Below are 16,745 nucleotides of genomic sequence, written 5' to 3' on the forward strand. Positions count from 1 at the left end.
CCTTCCTGTATAGTAAAGACAAAAGTAGTTTGACATAGAACTAATCTCTTGTTCGGTAACGACTTAAGATTGGATAAAGGAGGATTGTAACAAGTAAATAAAGGTTGATTAAGCCATATAAAGGATATAAAATTGCCACTAAATTTGCAAAACCAAAACGAGTAAAAGGAATCATACTGATAACTAAAATAGCAGCTATGATCCAAAAAGGCATTTTAATCATATCCTTTAGTCGTGAAGCAAGGCCAAATACCCCAGCAACGGCACTTGTATAAATTGCAATCCATAACATAATCGACATAAAGAGGAAGAAGGCAAATGACGACCCCTTTAATATAGCAAAAAGGGGAATCTCATATTCTGCCAAATAATCTGAAACCTGTAATAACGTTTCATTATAAATAAAGGAAATAACTCCAAGAACAAGCCCACTTCCTATGCTGGCAACCTTTGCCTCCTTCAACCCTTTCATTTCCCTGCCAATTGCAGATAATACTGCAATAAGAGATAAAATGTTTAGAGAAGTAAAGGTAAAGGCAGCAGGCCAATTATATTGTTTATTTAAATCGAAAGTCCATGAATGATGATGATTGATATTAAAGGATAATAGAGAATAAAAAAGCCCTAAAGCAAGAATGGGAATAACAAAAGCATTCAGTTTAATAATGCCATTTGTACTTCCGACAAAAAGAAGAATGAGTAATACTGAAAAAAAGGTGATTCCACCCCAGTAAGGAATCGCAAAGGCTTCAAGAGTAGCACCGCCACCAGCAATCATTACAATTGTTGTTGTAAATAAATACATCATGATGAGAACATCATACACATATGAAAGCTTTTTCCCTACTAACCTTTCTATTATTGGAAAGAAGTGGGTTGATTTTTCTTCATAACTAATTTTCATAATAACATAGATAGAAATCATAAAAATAACAGTGAAGATGATGATTGCCAGTCCACTTTCAAAACCAAAAAATTCCCATATTTCTCTTCCGGATGCATATCCCGCACCAATCATTGTTCCTAAGATTAGAAACATCCATTTAATACCTGATTTCATTTTCCCACCTCTTATGGTTGTCCTAATTACAACGAACATGTATAGAATCATACTTTTCTCCGTATACTGTTACTACTATGACGTGGGAGTGAATTCTATGAATCTAAAATCAGGTCTTTTTCAATCAGAAAAGAACCAAGGTCGCATCCATTACGAAGATGAAAAAGCTACATCCTTCTTAACAAATATGATTTTAGAGCACTTACCAAAACTATTCTATAAGCCTATTGTTATTATTTGTATTGGAACAGACCGCTCTACCGGAGATTGTTTAGGGCCTTTAATAGGTACTTCTACAAAAAAAGAAGTAAGTCATTTCCATGTCTATGGAACCTTAAAGGATCCGGTTCACGCTGTTAATCTTGAAGAAACCATTCAATTTATAAGAGACACACATCGAAATCCCTTCATTATTGCAATAGATGCCTGCTTAGGGAGATTTAAAAGTGTGGGATTTATGGAAGTAGCAAAAGGATCCATTAAACCTGGTGCAGGTGTTAACAAAGAATTGCCTGAAGTTGGTGATATGCATATAACCGGCATTGTAAATATTAGTGGGTACATGGAATTCCTTGTTTTACAAAATACAAGATTGCATTTAGTCATGAGCATGGCTGACATTATTTCTACAGGTATTATTGAAGCCGAGAAAATCTATCTGGAAAAGCGTATTTCAGTCAGAAGAAATTGGTTAGCAAATCAGGATACTGCCATAAATTAATATCTTCTCTAATACGATAAAGAAATCTCACCCGAACATAGGACCTGTAAAGCGAAGCGTGATGATTAGTTATGTTTATACTTTAAAAGAGCCACAACATTGATTATTCTTCATTGCTGCTATTTATACTTGCTTAACGCACAAAAAATACACTACAAATGGTTGCAGTGTATAGAAATGATTTATGATGAAAAGTTATATTGAATAAGAACGATTGTTGTAATTACAACAATACTTGGCAATAAATTTGCCACCCTGATTTTTTTTAGACCTAATATATTGATTCCTATTGCCATAATAAGAACTCCACCTGCTGCAGTTAGCTCTGCAATTAAACTTTCTAATAGTGAATCTGATAGGAATTGATGAATAACATTTGCAAATAAAGCAATTCCTCCTTGATAGAGGAAGACAGGAATTGCCGAAAATAATACACCTATCCCAAGGGTACTTGCTAATACCATACTGGTAAAACCATCTATCATAGATTTTGTAAGGAGCACAGAATGATCCAGTCTTAATCCACTATCTAGTGCCCCAATGATTGCCATAGCTCCAACCACAAATATCAATGTTGCTGTTACAAACCCTTGGGCAATATTCCCGGTAGAAGATTTACCAAGCTTTTTCTCCAGCATATTTCCTACTTCATGAAGGTGATCTTCTAGCTTTAACCATTCTCCCATAACAGTTCCTAAAACTAAACTAACGATAACAAAAAAGAAGTCTTCACTCTTCAAAGCCATATCCAATCCTAATACAACAACAGAGAGTCCAATAGCTGTCATAACTGTTTGCTTCATCTGTTCAGGTATTTTCCTTAGTAATAGTCCAATTAATGTTCCGAGGATAATCCCTAATGCATTCACAATACTCCCAAATAAAACCAATTTAATTACCTTCCATTCTAAATGTTTATCATCAAAAAAAAAACTGACTATTTTAGTCAGCACTTGGTAGTTAATATATTACTATATTATTATTGCTTATCAAGCAAGTCTAAAATACGATCTAAATCTTCCTGAGAGAAAAACTCTATTTCGATTTTCCCCTTTTTCTTTTGCTTACTTATTGTAACAGATGTACCGAAGTATTCTTGTAAATATGATTCTCTTTCTTTAATGAATACATCTTTTTCAGGCAGTTTCTTCTTTGTTTCACGTGGAACACTATTATTTAACTGCTGGATGATCTGCTCTAATTGACGAACATTTAATTGTTCTTTCATCACTTTTTCAACAAGCGCATTTAACTTTTCTTTATTTTTCAATCCTAGTAGTGTTCGACCGTGTCCCATTGAAAGTTTACCTTCGGCAATTAATTGCTGAATTTTGGAAGGTAATGTAAGAAGTCTAACATGGTTAGCAATATGCGGACGACTTTTCCCCAGTCTTTTAGCTAATGCCTCTTGTGTTACATTTAACTGCTCCATCAGCTTTTGATATGCTTGAGCCTCTTCAATTGGAGAGAGATCTTCACGTTGCAGATTTTCTAATAAAGCTAATTCCATCATTTGTTGTTCCGTTAGGTCACGGACAACAGCAGGGATAGCAGATAATTTTGCTTCTTTTGCAGCTCGATATCTACGTTCTCCAACTACAATTTCAAATCCTTTGATACTTTTACGAACAATGATAGGTTGTAGAACACCATGTTGTAGAATTGATTCCTTTAGTTCATTAATGGCATCCGGTTCAAACACCTTACGAGGTTGATATGGATTCGGACGTATTTCTTTTATCTTTATTTCTTGGACAGACTCTTCCTGCCCGACTTCAACATTTGTAAATAAAGCATTAATTCCTTTCCCTAATCCTCTAGCCATTTACAACCACTTCCTTTGCCAAATCTAAATAAACCTCTGCTCCTCTAGACCTTGGATCATAAATGATAATAGGTTGACCATGACTTGGTGCTTCACTTAAACGAATGTTTCTTGGAATAATCGTTTTATATACTTTATCTTGAAAATACTTTTTCACTTCATCAATAACTTGAATACCTAAATTTGTTCTGGCATCAAGCATTGTTAATAGGACTCCTTCAATTGTTAAATCCGTATTCAAGTGCTTTTGAACCAGACGAACTGTATTCAATAACTGACTTAATCCTTCTAATGCATAATACTCACATTGTACAGGTATTAAGACTGCATCAGACGCGGTTAGTGCATTTATTGTTAACAGTCCTAATGAAGGCGGACAGTCTATAACCATATAATCATAGTTGTCTTTTACAGCCTCAAGTGCCCGTTTCAGCCTAACTTCTCTTGATATAGTAGGAACTAATTCTATTTCAGCACCTGCTAACTGGATAGTTGCCGGAATAATATCAAGATTTTCAACTGCTGTTGGCTTAATGACGTCCTTTGCTTCTACGTCATCTACTAAAATATCATAAATGCAATGTTCGACATCGGCTTTTTCAATGCCAATTCCACTTGTTGCATTTCCTTGTGGGTCAACATCGACAAGAAGCACTCGCTTTCCGATGTATGCTAAGCAAGCTCCCAAATTTACTGATGTTGTTGTTTTTCCAACTCCACCTTTTTGGTTTGCAATCGCAATGATTTTTCCCACGATGTCACCTACTTTCATAAACATAAGATCTGCTGTATTTAACAAACACCTAATACATTGAGTAGGAAATTAGAAAAGCGCAAGGTGCTAAGCATTCGGCGACAAGCATAAAGCGCATAGGAATTCCTATTTGACTAGACCTAGAGGCAGTCAAAATCGCAGCTTCCTACCGCATTGACTGCACTTGGACATCTTGTGCTTTGCTGCGGCGCCTGGAGCTAGACACTACACTAAGTATAATTTTTTATACTTCCTGATATTACAAAATTCAAACCTTTTCACCATTTTTTATTTTATCACGAAAAATGAAGGAAAGGTTTGAATTTTTTTGTATTTATTTAATTTGGTATTTTCTCTTAGTGAAAAGCTCTTTTTTAAACATACATAGTTGATTGGGCATGGATGTATGCTTTTCCTGGGTAGACTGTGAGCCCTTAGGCGCGCACTGTGTAATTGTGGAGACCCGCCTAAACCGCTATTTTATTGCCTGCTCTGAAGCACAGAATGTCATGGGCAAATTGATCAACAGTCCCTATTCCTCAAAATCTTAAGAAGACAAAAACTGAAACGATTCTATAAAAGAATTCAAAAGAAAAAAGGCCTGACAAAAGCCAGTACCTAACAAACTATACGTAGAATAGATAATCTATTTAACATATAAGTGCTTATAAGAAGGATTGAAACTACTTTGGAATTTTTATTGTAAATTGGATATATTCATCAAATTCTTCTTCTTCAGTGTTCAACTTGACACCGCTATCTGCTACCATCGTTAGGGATTGACGTATTGTATTCATAGCAATTCTTGTATCTCTACTAAATGCTTTCCGTCTTGGTTTAGGCTTTACATTATTCTTCTCAAGCAGCTTAACTACTCTATCTTCAGTTTGTTTTACATTAAGCTGTTTTTGAATGATTTCTTCTAATAAAGTATTTTGTAATTCCGGATTTTTTAATGGAATAAGAGCACGGGCATGACGTTCTGTAATTAATTTCTTGAGCAGTGAATCTTGTACTGTTTCTGGCAACTTTAATAATCGTAGCTTGTTTGCTATTGTTGATTGACCTTTCCCAAGCCTTTGAGCTAAAGCTTCTTGAGTAAGATTATGTAATTCAAGCAACTTGGCATAAGCTACAGCTTCTTCAATTGAAGATAATTCTTCTCTCTGCAGATTCTCTATTAAAGCAACACTTGCTGTTTCTGTATCATTGAAATCCTTAACAATAGCAGGAATAACATCCCAACCCAATGTTTGTACAGCACGCCAACGTCTCTCTCCTGCTATTAATTCAAACTTACCGTCAACTTCTCGTACAACAATAGGCTGAATGATTCCATGTGTACGAATTGTTAAAGCTAACTCCTCAATTTTCTCATCTGAAAAAACGGTACGTGGCTGGAATCGGTTAGGTACAATGTCCTTAATTTGAATCTTTTTAACCTCTTCCTTTATTTCTTCCGCTGTATTTTCCTGTTCAACTTCCTCAACAACGATTTGTTCTATTTCTTCTTTTTCTCCCAAACCGAAAAAACGAGAAAATGGATGCTTCATGAGCCTACACCACCTTTAAAAACTACCATTTTTAATATTCTATCTTTCTATTACTATTTCCTTCAAAATACTGAAAAGAATAACAAAAGCGCAAGCGCCTTGATCAGCCTCGGGCAAATAAGACGATTTAGAATAGAAGGCGTTCTTTGCCTTCAATTCTAAATTGGCTAGACCCTAGAGGGGCTAGGCGCTGGCAGTCAAAGCACGCGACGTCCTGTCGCACTGACTGCACTTGCACGTCCTGTGCTTCGGAGCTGGATGTCGTGTGCTTAGCCACAGTTTAAGCATTTTATAATTTCCTAACGACGAAGTAAATGTTTCATGTGAAACATCTACTCAATTGGAAGCTTATTAGGCGTTCCAGGCTTTCTAGGATATTTTTTGGGAGTTAGTTTTTCTTTTTGAATAATGATAATGGTTCTTTCACTTTCTTCCATTGGTAACTCAAATGAATGAATTTGTTGCACGGTACCACCTAAAGTCCCTACTGCTTTTTTTCCAGCTTCTAGTTCTTCTTGAGCAGCAGAACCTTTCATTGCAATAAAATATCCGTCTTTTTTTACTAATGGTATGCAAAGCTCACTTAAAACAGATAATCTAGCCACCGCTCTTGCTGTTACAACGTCATAAGTTTCCCTGAATTGCTTATTTTGGCCAAATGTTTCTGCACGATCGTGAAATAATTGAACGTTTTTCAAACCTAATTCATTAGCTAAATGCGACAAAAAGGTAATTCTCTTTTGCAATGAATCTACAATAGATACGTTCAATTGCGGAAAACAAATATTAATTGGGATACTTGGAAATCCAGCACCAGCACCCACATCACATATAGAAAGCGGTTTTGAAAAATCAAAGTAAAACGCAGCTGAAATTGAATCATAAAAATGTTTTAAGTAAACATCTTTTTCTTCCGTAATAGAAGTTAAATTCATTTTTTGATTCCATTCTACTAGAAGCTTATAGTATTTATCAAATTGATCCATCTGTTGCTGAGAAAGATGAATCCCTTTCTCAGCCAAACTTGATTGAAATAGTGCAGTATCCATGCTCAAAACCTTTCTATTATTGATTAGAGACTCTGGCTATTCTTCCTTGCTCAAGATATACCAGTAAAATGGAAATATCAGCAGGATTTACACCTGCTATACGTGATGCCTGTGCAACTGATAGAGGCCTAACTTCTTTTAACTTTTGTCGTGCTTCAGAAGCTAATCCATTTATATCATCATAATCGATATCTTCCGGAACCTTTTTATTTTCCATTTTCTTTAATTTTTCCACTTGCTGTAAGGATTTTTCGATATATCCTTCATATTTGATCTGAATTTCGACCTGTTCCGCAACATCTGAGTTCACTTCTTGCTCAGACGGTACAAGTTGAGCAATATGCTCATATGTCATTTCAGGACGTTTAAGTAAATCTGCTGCTTTAATTCCGTCCTTCAATTCACTTCCACCAACTGAAACAATCAGACTTTGTGTTTCTTGATTTGGCTTAATTATAGTAGAAGATAATCTCTCTTTTTCATCCTCGATTGCTTTCTTTTTATGATTGAACTTTTCGTATCGCTCTTCTGAAATAAGTCCAATTTTATGACCAGTTTCTGTTAAACGTAAATCTGCATTATCATGGCGTAGCAATAAGCGATATTCCGCTCTTGATGTAAGCAAACGGTAAGGTTCATTTGTTCCTTTTGTCACCAAATCATCAATAAGCACCCCAATATAAGCATCAGATCGACTCAAGATAACTTCTTCTTTTCCAAGAGCTTTTTGTGCAGCGTTAATTCCCGCCATTAATCCCTGACCAGCTGCTTCTTCATAGCCTGATGTCCCATTTATTTGACCGGCAGTATATAAAGAAGAAATTGATTTTGTTTCAAGTGTTGGCCATAATTGTGTCGGCACAATCGCATCATATTCAATGGCATATCCCGCTCTCATCATTTGAACCTTTTCTAGTCCCGGGATGGTTTTCAAGATTTGTTGTTGTACATCTTCCGGTAAGCTTGTTGATAATCCCTGCACATAAACCTCTTGAGTATTTCGTCCTTCCGGCTCCAAAAAGATTTGATGGCGTGGCTTATCATTAAATCTTACAACTTTATCTTCGATAGATGGGCAATATCTCGGTCCAGTTCCTTTGATCATTCCGGAATACATTGGAGAACGATGAAGATTATCATCAATAATTTTATGAGTTTCTCCACTTGTATACGTTAGCCAACATGGAAGCTGGTCTGTAATGTACTTTGTTGTTTCATATGAGAATGCCCTAGGTACCTCATCACCTGGTTGTATTTCTGTTTTGCTGTAATCAATTGAATGACTGTTGACACGTGGAGGTGTGCCAGTCTTGAAGCGGACTAAATCAAAACCTAATTCTTGTAAGTGCTCTGATAATTTAATTGAAGGTTGTTGATTATTCGGGCCACTTGAATATTTTAATTCTCCAAGGATAATTTCTCCTCTTAAAAATGTCCCTGTGGTTATGACAACAGCTTTTGCAGAGTATTCTGCTCCTGTCTGAGTTATGATTCCTTTACAAACACCGTCTTCAACAATAAGGCGATCAACCATTCCTTGAAGCAATGTTAGGTTTGGCTCATTTTCTAACGTCTTTTTCATTTCATGTTGATAGGCAAATTTATCAGCTTGAGCTCGTAATGCTCTCACTGCTGGACCTTTTCCTGTATTTAACATCCTCATTTGAATGTGTGTTTTATCAATATTTTTACCCATTTCTCCGCCTAAAGCGTCTATTTCACGAACGACAATCCCTTTTGCAGGTCCACCAACAGATGGATTACAAGGCATAAATGCAACCATATCTAAATTAATTGTAATGACGAGTGTTTTAGCCCCCATTCTTGCTGAAGCGAGAGCTGATTCACACCCGGCATGTCCAGCTCCAACAACGATAACATCATAATTTCCTGCATGATAGGTCATTTTGTAACCTCCTTTTTAAAAAGCATTTCTTATTTTCCTAAACAAAATTGAGAGAATAACTGATCAATTAAGCTCTCATGAACAGCGTCACCAATAATCTCACCTAATTGCTCCCAACATCTGGTCAGATCAATTTGCACTATATCTATAGGTACTCCTGCATCTATTCCGACTAATGCATCCTCAATTGAGGTTTTAGCAGCAGTTAATAATGCGATATGTCTAGAATTTGATACATATGTTAAATCACCACTTTGAACATTTCCCTTGAAGAATAGTGCACTAATTGCTTCCTCAAGAGCATCAATCCCTTGTTCTTCTAGTAATGATGTAGTCACAACAGGTCTTCTATTTGCCAGTTCTTTTACCTGATCAAGATTAATTCGTTGTTCTAGATCGGTTTTGTTGACGATGACAATAATGTCCATGCCCTTAACAGCTTCAAATAGCTGTTTATCTTCTTCAGAAAGCTCTTCATTATAATTTAATACCAACAGAATTAAATCTGCTTCCTTCAATACTTTTCTTGACCGTTCTACACCAATTCTTTCGACAATATCCTCTGTCTCACGGATCCCAGCTGTATCAACTAAACGCAGTGGAACTCCTCTGACATTTACATACTCTTCAATGACATCCCTAGTTGTACCGGGAATATCTGTTACAATCGCCTTATTTTCCTGGACAAGGCTATTTAGTAAGGAGGATTTTCCAACATTCGGTCTTCCAATAATAACTGTTGAGAGACCTTCTCTTAAGATTTTCCCTTGTTGAGATGTCTGTAAAAGCTTACTTATTTCATCTTTTACGAGTGTTGCCTTTTCTATAAGCATTTGGTGGGTCATTTCTTCTACATCATCATATTCAGGGTAGTCAATATTGACTTCAACATGGGCTAGTGTTTCTAATATCTCTTGTCTTAATTTTTGAACAAGCTTAGACAATTTCCCTTCCATTTGTCCTAATGCCACATTCATTGCCCGATCTGTTTTTGCACGAATTAAATCCATTACAGCTTCTGCTTGTGATAAGTCAATTCGACCATTTAAAAATGCTCGTTTCGTAAATTCTCCTGGTTCTGCAAGTCTTGCTCCATTTTGTATCACTAGTTGCAGCACTCGATTAACCGTCACAATTCCACCATGACAGTTAATTTCGACTACATCTTCTCTTGTAAATGTTTTAGGTCCTCTCATTAAGGAAACCATTACTTCCTCAACAATATTATTTGTTGAAGGATCAATCATATGTCCGTAATGGATCGTATGGGAGTCAACTTCTGCTAACCTTTTATTTGAAGGAGCCTTAAATAGCTTATCTGCAATCTGAATAGCATCTTCACCGCTTAATCGAACAATTGCAATAGCTCCCTCTCCTAAAGGCGTTGATATCGCTGCGATTGTATCTAACTCCATCGCTACGACCACCTCTCTCTTTCATTTATATAAACAATTTTCTTTTTATTACACTCGGCCAAATTTTAAAGATAGCATATTTCGTTTTCATAAGAAAGAAAAAACAATTTATTTTATCCACATCTTTTTATCCACTATCTTAATACCTCTACTTATTTTAACTTATCCACATGTTAATAACAATATTTGCTGAACACATAGTAAATAGATCCTCACAAAAAAAGTGGTCTGAAATTAGGCATGATAAATAATTGGTAGAAAATATATAGGTTAATGAATGTCTAATATGAGGGTGGGTTTCTTATAGGAATGCTTTATTAATATAGTAATAAGAAGGATAAAAAAAAGAGGATGAATTTGTCATCCTCTTTTTTTGGGTGATATAACTAAGTGTCTGTTTGGTTCTTCACCTACTGAATATGTTTTTATTTCTCTAAATTCAGCAAGTGCAGCATGAATTACTTTTCGTTCAGAAGAAGGCATTGGCTCTAAAGAAACATTTTTCGAGGTACGAATTACTTGCTTGGCTAACTTTTCTGCTAACAGTTTTAATGTTTCTTTTCTTTTTTCTCGATAATTTTCTGCATCCAAAATAATCTGTATGTAGTGATTGGAGTTGCGGTTAGCAACTAATTGAGTAAGATATTGTAAAGAATTCAATGTTTGTCCTCTTTTTCCAATCAGCACTGACATTTTATCTCCAGATAGTTGAATGTTGATCGTTTTTCCGGTTTGTTTCACATCAATATCTGCATTAATCCCCATTTTTTGTACGATATCTGATAAAAAAGCATGTACAATTTTCATTGGATTTTGAATCAGTCTTACTTTGACACTGGCAGGTTTTTTTCCAAAAACTCCGAAAAGGCCTTTTTTACCTTCATAAAGAATTGTAACCTCAACTTCATCTCTTTTCGCTTGCAATTGCTTTAACGCTTCCTCTACTGCTTCATTGACAGTTAGTCCATTAGCAGTTACTTCCTTCACTTTTTGTTTCCTCCATCTTTTGAGGCCTTTATTTCAGGACCTTTTACAAAGTAAGTTTGAACAATCATGAAAATATTACCAACTACCCAATATAAAGAAAGAGCTGCAGGGAAACTAATAGCAAAGACAATAATCATAATTGGCATAAGCCATAGCATCATAGCCATTTGCGGATTTTGATTAGCAGTACCAGCCATCATCAATTTTTGTTGAATAAATGTTGTAACACCTGCAACCAGCGGTAAGATAAAGTATGGATCTCTTTCTCCTAAATCAAACCATAGGAAATTGTGCTGTGCGATCTCTTCAGTCCTCATAATCGCATGATAGAACCCAATTAAAATTGGCATCTGAATTATTAAAGGAAAACAACCTGCAAGTGGATTTACACCATGTTGCTGGAACAAAGCCATTGTTTCCTGTTGAAGTTTTTGTTGAGTTTGTTGATCTTTTGAACTGTATTTTTCTCTTAATTTTTGCATTTCTGGTTGAATTGCCTGCATTGCCTTTGAACTTTTCATTTGTTTGATCATCAATGGTAGAATGGCCAATCGAATAATAAGTGTAACAATAACGATTGCAATCCCATAATTATCACCAGTTATCTCTGCAACATATGTAATAAGTTGTGATAAAGGATAAACAATGTACGAATTCCAGAACCCTTCACTTTCAGATGTAATCGGAACATTTACTTCCGTACAACCAGATAATAGGGCTAGGATCCCTACTAAACCTGCAAATAATAATATGCGCCTCTTCAAACCTTTTTCCTCCTAATTAATAATTGATACCCTCTTTGTACGTTAAAAGATAGAAAAAGTTCCACATAGTAGATATCTTAACACTTTTATTCATAGAATTGTTTTGTCTTATGAAGTTTTTATTCATATAATTTCAACAATTTTCATCATCTATTTTATTTGATAGATTTTAGCTTTTCTAAATAAGTGGTTCAAGCTGCCTTTTACCTCGTGGTAATTCATTTCTGCAGCTGGTTTCCTGGCAATAATGATGAATTCTTTGCCAGTTGCAATTCGATGCTTTTCTTCTAAAAAAACTTGTCGAATTAAACGCTTAACTTTATTCCGTGTAACAGCATTTCCTATCTTCTTGCTTACTGATAAACCAATCCGAAATTCCTTTTCTTCCGGTTTAGGCAAAATGTAAAGAACAAACTGTCTATTTGCTATGGACTTTCCTCTTTTAAAGACAACTTGAAAATCCTTATTTTTCTTAATTCTGTACTTCCGTTTCATTTCTCTTCACTCCGGTTTGTTCTGTTATCATGTCAACAACAGAATAATCACCATCATTATATCTGAATTAAACCTGATTTAAACTTGTTTACATTCTGATCTATCCACTTCATTTGGACCATTTATGTAAATTACTCTGTTTAAGTGCCTCATCATACATTTTATTTAAGGCTGTCTTCGCATACTTTGTTGTTTTTTACGTTCATTCCACTTTTGATAACAAAAGTATTCAAAATCAACAATCTTTACGAAAATCAGCCTTACTTAAAAAAAGAGACCACTGACTTTTCAGTGGCCTATGCTGATAATACTTTTCTTCCTCTGCGACGACGGCGAGCAAGAACTTTACGTCCATTAGCTGTGCTCATACGGCTACGGAAACCATGAACTTTACTACGTTTACGTTTATTTGGTTGATAAGTACGTTTCATATATTGACACCTCCCTGAGGAATAACAGTTAAAGACAGTCTTACTAATTATAGTTACCTACCACATAAATTGTCAACCACCAACATATATTTTCATTTTGGATAATTTTCTTTATCTCCTTTAATACTAGATTAAAAAAACAATCAATTCATTTTCAAAAAACTCTCAACCCTTCTACACGTCAACCTGTGGATATTTTTTCGACACGATTCTTCACTATCCACAACTGTTATCGACAAGTTTTTCACAAGTTTTACTGTTGTGGACAATTTATTTTAACAAATGATTAATTGTGTGGATAAGTTTGTAAAAACCGTTGCATATCTAGTTTTATTCTGATATTATATTTGTGTTTTCACTCTTAATAAACTATTAGCATTTTTAATATATCCACAGACTGTGGATAACATGTGGAAAGTTTATGAACAGGTTGTGTAATTTGTTGTCCACAACTCGTGAGTTTTGTCGAAAAGACGTTTTTCTACTATATTATATATTTATTCACATTCGTCTATTTTTGCATGTTTATACATGGACATCCATGGCTTGTACAATTGTTATACAGAGAACGTTTTGGCAAAGGAGGGACACAGCATAAATGGAGAATATATCTGAGTTATGGGACAAAGCTTTGGCAGAGATCGAAAAAAAAATAAGCAAGCCCAGCTTTGAGACATGGCTTAAATCAACAAAAGCTCATGGAATTCAAGGAGACACTTTAACGATTACTGCTCCAAATGAATTTGCCAGAGACTGGTTAGAATCCCGATACCTACACTTAATAGCAGATTCAATCTATCAATTAACCGGTGAAGAGTTTGCGATAAAATTTATTATTCCCCAAAACCAAACGGATGATGATTTTGTTCCAAATTCACCTATTAAGCAAATGAATAAAAACGATGAGGAACACACCGAATTACCGCAAAATATGCTAAATCCTAAATATACATTCGATACATTTGTAATAGGGTCCGGCAACCGCTTTGCACATGCAGCCTCACTTGCAGTAGCTGAAGCACCAGCTAAAGCATATAATCCCTTGTTTATCTATGGAGGAGTCGGACTGGGGAAAACTCATTTAATGCACGCAATCGGTCATTATGTAATTGATCATAAGCCTTCTGCAAAGGTTGTCTATTTATCTTCTGAAAAGTTTACAAATGAATTTATTAATTCGATTAGAGACAATAAAACTGTCGAATTTAGAAATAAATATAGAAGTGTTGATGTGTTATTAATTGATGATATTCAATTCTTAGCAGGAAAAGAACAAACACAAGAGGAATTTTTCCATACTTTTAATACACTTCATGAAGAAAGCAAACAAATTGTCATTTCAAGTGACCGACCGCCTAAGGAAATCCCAACATTAGAGGATCGACTCCGCTCCCGCTTTGAATGGGGGTTAATTACAGATATTACTCCACCGGACTTAGAAACAAGAATTGCTATCCTTAGGAAAAAGGCGAAAGCTGAAGGTCTTGATATCCCTAATGAAGTGATGCTATATATTGCAAACCAAATCGATTCAAATATTCGAGAATTAGAAGGTGCTTTAATTCGTGTTGTCGCCTATTCTTCTCTTATAAATAAAGATATAAATGCAGATTTAGCTGCTGAAGCATTAAAAGATATTATCCCTAACTCAAAGCCTAAAATGATTTCAATTAGTGATATTCAGCGTATAGTTGGACAGGAGTTTCAAGTTAAATTAGAAGATTTTAAAGCGAAAAAACGAACAAAGTCAGTCGCTTTCCCTAGACAAATTGCAATGTATTTATCTAGAGAATTAACCGATTCTTCACTTCCGAAAATTGGTGAGGAATTTGGAGGACGTGACCATACAACTGTCATTCATGCTCATGAAAAAATCTCTAAGATGCTTCAAACTGATGAACAATTACAAAAACAGTTAAAAGAAATAGCAGGTCTATTAAAAGGATCTTAATTTTTTTGGATGAATAATGTGAATAACTCGTACAGATGTATACACAGTCTGTCCACATGTGGATAGGCTGTGTTTCTCTGCTTTTCAGGTAGTTATCCACATTTCCACAGCGCCTACTAGTACTTCTACTATATTTTTTATAAAAAAATAATATAACTAAGAGTTTCACAAATCCTAATTGCATTGCTAGAATTTAAAATGGCTTAGGAACAGGAGGAATATATTCATGAAATTTATTATTCAACGAGATAAATTAGTTCAAGGTGTTCAAGATGTGATGAAAGCTGTATCTTCTAGAACAACTATTCCAATTTTGACAGGAATTAAGATTGTTGCTCACACTGAGGGTGTAACCTTAACTGGTAGTGATTCTGATATCTCTATTGAATCGTTTATACCAGCCGAAGAAGATGGTAAAGAATTTGTGGAAATTGTCCAAGCCGGTAGTGTTGTCTTACAAGCTAAGTTTTTTAGTGAAATAGTAAAGAAACTTCCAATGGATATTGTTGAAATTGAAGTAGGAAATCATCATTCAACAATTATCCGATCTGGTAAAGCGGAGTTTAGCCTAAATGGCTTAGATGCTGAGGAATATCCTCATCTTCCTCAAATCGCAGAAGATCATTTATTTAAGATTCCAACAGACTTACTAAAAGCAATGATACGTCAAACTGTTTTTGCTGTTTCAACTTCTGAAACAAGACCAATCTTAACAGGGGTTAATTGGAAACTTGAAAATGGTGAATTAATCTGTATTGCTACAGACAGCCACCGTTTAGCTTTAAGGAAAGCAATGATAAATTCAGAAAATCAAATCTCTTATAATGCTGTTATTCCTGGAAAAAGTCTTAGTGAATTAAGTAAAATCCTTGATGATACAAGTGAACCGATTGAAATTGTTATTACTGAGAATCAAGTATTATTCAAAGCAAAAAATTTATTATTCTTTTCAAGATTATTAGATGGCAATTACCCGGATACATCCCGTTTAATACCTTCAGATAGTAAAACAAACTTAACTTTGAATTCAAAGGAATTCCTACAAGCCATTGATCGTGCATCATTGCTTGCAAAAGAAGCTCGAAACAATGTTGTAAAACTTTCAACATTATCTGAAGGAATGATTGAGGTATCTTCTAACTCTCCTGAAATTGGAAAAGTAAGTGAAGAAATTCAAGCAGAGGAAGTTAAGGGAGAAGAATTGAAAATTTCATTTAGTGCAAAATATGTAATGGATGCTTTAAAGGCACTTGAAGGCACTGAAATAAATGTTAATTTTACAGGGGCAATGAGACCGTTTGTCATTCAAACAAAAGACGATGATTCAATGCTCCAACTAATATTACCAGTAAGAACATATTGACATAAGAAAAGCAGAAATGCCTTGATAGCTTTTAAAAGAAGGACTGATTTTAATGTCAGTCCTTTTCTTTTAGTTGTAAAAATTTAGATGTATGGTCAAAAGGTCCTAAATAGATTGAAGTTTGAATTTGGTGTCTTTGTGGAGTGGACACGCAGAATAGGTATTGAGAGCAGTTGTACTTATGATCAATTTTTTAGTAAAATAAAAAGGTTAGAGACTACTGATGTGAAAGGTGGTTCACTATGGCTAAACCAGTCAAAATTGATTCGGAGTTTATTACACTTGGCCAATTTCTAAAATTAGCAGATGTGATTCAGTCTGGTGGAATGGCAAAGTGGTTTTTATCAGAATATGAGATTTTTGTTAATAATGAACCTGAAAATCGTCGTGGAAAAAAGTTGAGAGATGGCGATGTTCTCTATATACCTGATTTCGGCACATATATTGTGAAAAATTAAAGTTGGTGTACAA

Annotated in this window: 16 protein-coding genes; 4 read left to right on the forward strand and 12 right to left on the reverse strand. The window is 35.0% G+C overall.

Annotation, left to right across the window (positions count from 1 at the left end):
- Positions 1–40: 40 nt before the first annotated feature.
- Positions 41–1,060 carry a YkvI family membrane protein gene (locus HWV59_RS01405; RefSeq protein WP_175637923.1) on the reverse strand — a complete coding sequence of 340 codons (1,020 nt, stop codon included), beginning with the start codon at positions 1,058–1,060 and terminating at the stop codon, positions 41–43.
- Between the two features lie 97 nt (positions 1,061–1,157).
- Between HWV59_RS01405 and yyaC the strand changes: the two genes are divergently transcribed.
- The gene (yyaC, locus tag HWV59_RS01410; RefSeq protein ID WP_175637924.1) at positions 1,158–1,781 is read left to right on the forward strand and encodes a spore protease YyaC; all 624 of its coding nucleotides are present in this window, start codon (positions 1,158–1,160) and stop codon (positions 1,779–1,781) included.
- A 182-nt stretch (positions 1,782–1,963) separates the two neighbouring features.
- On the opposite strand, the gene HWV59_RS01415 is transcribed toward yyaC, so the two are convergent.
- The 11 genes from HWV59_RS01415 to rpmH form a co-directional block, all read right to left on the reverse strand.
- Positions 1,964–2,671, reverse strand: a complete 708-nt coding sequence (locus HWV59_RS01415) for a DUF554 domain-containing protein (RefSeq protein WP_175637925.1) — start codon at positions 2,669–2,671, stop codon at positions 1,964–1,966.
- 89 nt (positions 2,672–2,760) lie between these two features.
- Positions 2,761–3,606 carry a ParB/RepB/Spo0J family partition protein gene (locus tag HWV59_RS01420; RefSeq protein WP_102231799.1) on the reverse strand — a complete coding sequence of 282 codons (846 nt, stop codon included), beginning with the start codon at positions 3,604–3,606 and terminating at the stop codon, positions 2,761–2,763.
- Positions 3,599–4,360 carry a ParA family protein gene (locus tag HWV59_RS01425; protein ID WP_102231821.1) on the reverse strand — a complete coding sequence of 254 codons (762 nt, stop codon included), beginning with the start codon at positions 4,358–4,360 and terminating at the stop codon, positions 3,599–3,601. Before HWV59_RS01425 ends, HWV59_RS01420 begins: the two co-directional genes overlap by 8 nt.
- A gap of 683 nt (positions 4,361–5,043) precedes the next feature.
- Positions 5,044–5,913 carry a nucleoid occlusion protein gene (gene noc, locus HWV59_RS01430; protein ID WP_102231800.1) on the reverse strand — a complete coding sequence of 290 codons (870 nt, stop codon included), beginning with the start codon at positions 5,911–5,913 and terminating at the stop codon, positions 5,044–5,046.
- 332 nt (positions 5,914–6,245) lie between these two features.
- The gene (gene rsmG / locus HWV59_RS01435) at positions 6,246–6,962 is read right to left on the reverse strand and encodes a 16S rRNA (guanine(527)-N(7))-methyltransferase RsmG (RefSeq protein ID WP_175637926.1); all 717 of its coding nucleotides are present in this window, start codon (positions 6,960–6,962) and stop codon (positions 6,246–6,248) included.
- Between the two features lie 16 nt (positions 6,963–6,978).
- Positions 6,979–8,868, reverse strand: coding sequence for a tRNA uridine-5-carboxymethylaminomethyl(34) synthesis enzyme MnmG (gene mnmG, locus HWV59_RS01440; RefSeq protein WP_175637927.1), 1,890 nt, complete (start codon positions 8,866–8,868; stop codon positions 6,979–6,981).
- 29 nt (positions 8,869–8,897) lie between these two features.
- Positions 8,898–10,283, reverse strand: coding sequence for a tRNA uridine-5-carboxymethylaminomethyl(34) synthesis GTPase MnmE (gene mnmE / locus HWV59_RS01445; RefSeq protein ID WP_175637928.1), 1,386 nt, complete (start codon positions 10,281–10,283; stop codon positions 8,898–8,900).
- A 360-nt stretch (positions 10,284–10,643) separates the two neighbouring features.
- Positions 10,644–11,270 (reverse strand): RNA-binding cell elongation regulator Jag/EloR, encoded by a 627-nt coding sequence (gene jag / locus HWV59_RS01450; RefSeq protein ID WP_175637929.1) that lies wholly within the window; start codon positions 11,268–11,270, stop codon positions 10,644–10,646.
- Positions 11,267–12,034 (reverse strand): YidC family membrane integrase SpoIIIJ, encoded by a 768-nt coding sequence (spoIIIJ, locus tag HWV59_RS01455; protein WP_175637930.1) that lies wholly within the window; start codon positions 12,032–12,034, stop codon positions 11,267–11,269. The genes jag and spoIIIJ overlap by 4 nt, the downstream gene beginning before the upstream one ends.
- A gap of 150 nt (positions 12,035–12,184) precedes the next feature.
- Entirely contained in the window at positions 12,185–12,529 is a 345-nt protein-coding gene (gene rnpA, locus HWV59_RS01460) for a ribonuclease P protein component (protein ID WP_175637931.1), read from the reverse strand.
- 296 nt (positions 12,530–12,825) lie between these two features.
- Entirely contained in the window at positions 12,826–12,960 is a 135-nt protein-coding gene (gene rpmH / locus HWV59_RS01465) for a 50S ribosomal protein L34 (RefSeq protein ID WP_026561635.1), read from the reverse strand.
- A 598-nt stretch (positions 12,961–13,558) separates the two neighbouring features.
- On the opposite strand from rpmH, the gene dnaA reads away from it, so the two are divergent.
- From dnaA to yaaA, 3 genes are all read left to right on the forward strand, one after another.
- Positions 13,559–14,911 (forward strand): chromosomal replication initiator protein DnaA, encoded by a 1,353-nt coding sequence (gene dnaA / locus HWV59_RS01470; protein ID WP_175637932.1) that lies wholly within the window; start codon positions 13,559–13,561, stop codon positions 14,909–14,911.
- A gap of 226 nt (positions 14,912–15,137) precedes the next feature.
- Entirely contained in the window at positions 15,138–16,274 is a 1,137-nt protein-coding gene (dnaN, locus tag HWV59_RS01475) for a DNA polymerase III subunit beta (protein ID WP_102231808.1), read from the forward strand.
- 242 nt (positions 16,275–16,516) lie between these two features.
- Positions 16,517–16,732 (forward strand): S4 domain-containing protein YaaA, encoded by a 216-nt coding sequence (yaaA, locus tag HWV59_RS01480; protein WP_026561638.1) that lies wholly within the window; start codon positions 16,517–16,519, stop codon positions 16,730–16,732.
- Positions 16,733–16,745: the final 13 nt, after the last annotated feature.

This window comes from Metabacillus schmidteae, assembly GCF_903166545.1.
In the GTDB taxonomy this organism is placed as follows: Bacteria; Bacillota; Bacilli; order Bacillales; family Bacillaceae; genus Metabacillus; species Metabacillus schmidteae.

What these genes read in the sequence shown, in the direction of transcription:
- yaaA (WP_026561638.1), top strand. Translation starts at nt 16,517, where the DNA reads ATGGCTAAACCAGTCAAAATTGATTCGGAGTTTATTACACTTGGCCAA.
- HWV59_RS01420 (WP_102231799.1), bottom strand. Translation starts at nt 3,606, where the DNA reads ATGGCTAGAGGATTAGGGAAAGGAATTAATGCTTTATTTACAAATGTT.
- rpmH (WP_026561635.1), bottom strand. Translation starts at nt 12,960, where the DNA reads ATGAAACGTACTTATCAACCAAATAAACGTAAACGTAGTAAAGTTCAT.
- mnmG (WP_175637927.1), bottom strand. Translation starts at nt 8,868, where the DNA reads ATGACCTATCATGCAGGAAATTATGATGTTATCGTTGTTGGAGCTGGA.
- dnaN (WP_102231808.1), top strand. Translation starts at nt 15,138, where the DNA reads ATGAAATTTATTATTCAACGAGATAAATTAGTTCAAGGTGTTCAAGAT.
- HWV59_RS01405 (WP_175637923.1), bottom strand. Translation starts at nt 1,060, where the DNA reads ATGAAATCAGGTATTAAATGGATGTTTCTAATCTTAGGAACAATGATT.
- dnaA (WP_175637932.1), top strand. Translation starts at nt 13,559, where the DNA reads ATGGAGAATATATCTGAGTTATGGGACAAAGCTTTGGCAGAGATCGAA.
- mnmE (WP_175637928.1), bottom strand. Translation starts at nt 10,283, where the DNA reads ATGGAGTTAGATACAATCGCAGCGATATCAACGCCTTTAGGAGAGGGA.
- yyaC (WP_175637924.1), top strand. Translation starts at nt 1,158, where the DNA reads ATGAATCTAAAATCAGGTCTTTTTCAATCAGAAAAGAACCAAGGTCGC.
- rsmG (WP_175637926.1), bottom strand. Translation starts at nt 6,962, where the DNA reads ATGGATACTGCACTATTTCAATCAAGTTTGGCTGAGAAAGGGATTCAT.
- rnpA (WP_175637931.1), bottom strand. Translation starts at nt 12,529, where the DNA reads ATGAAACGGAAGTACAGAATTAAGAAAAATAAGGATTTTCAAGTTGTC.
- noc (WP_102231800.1), bottom strand. Translation starts at nt 5,913, where the DNA reads ATGAAGCATCCATTTTCTCGTTTTTTCGGTTTGGGAGAAAAAGAAGAA.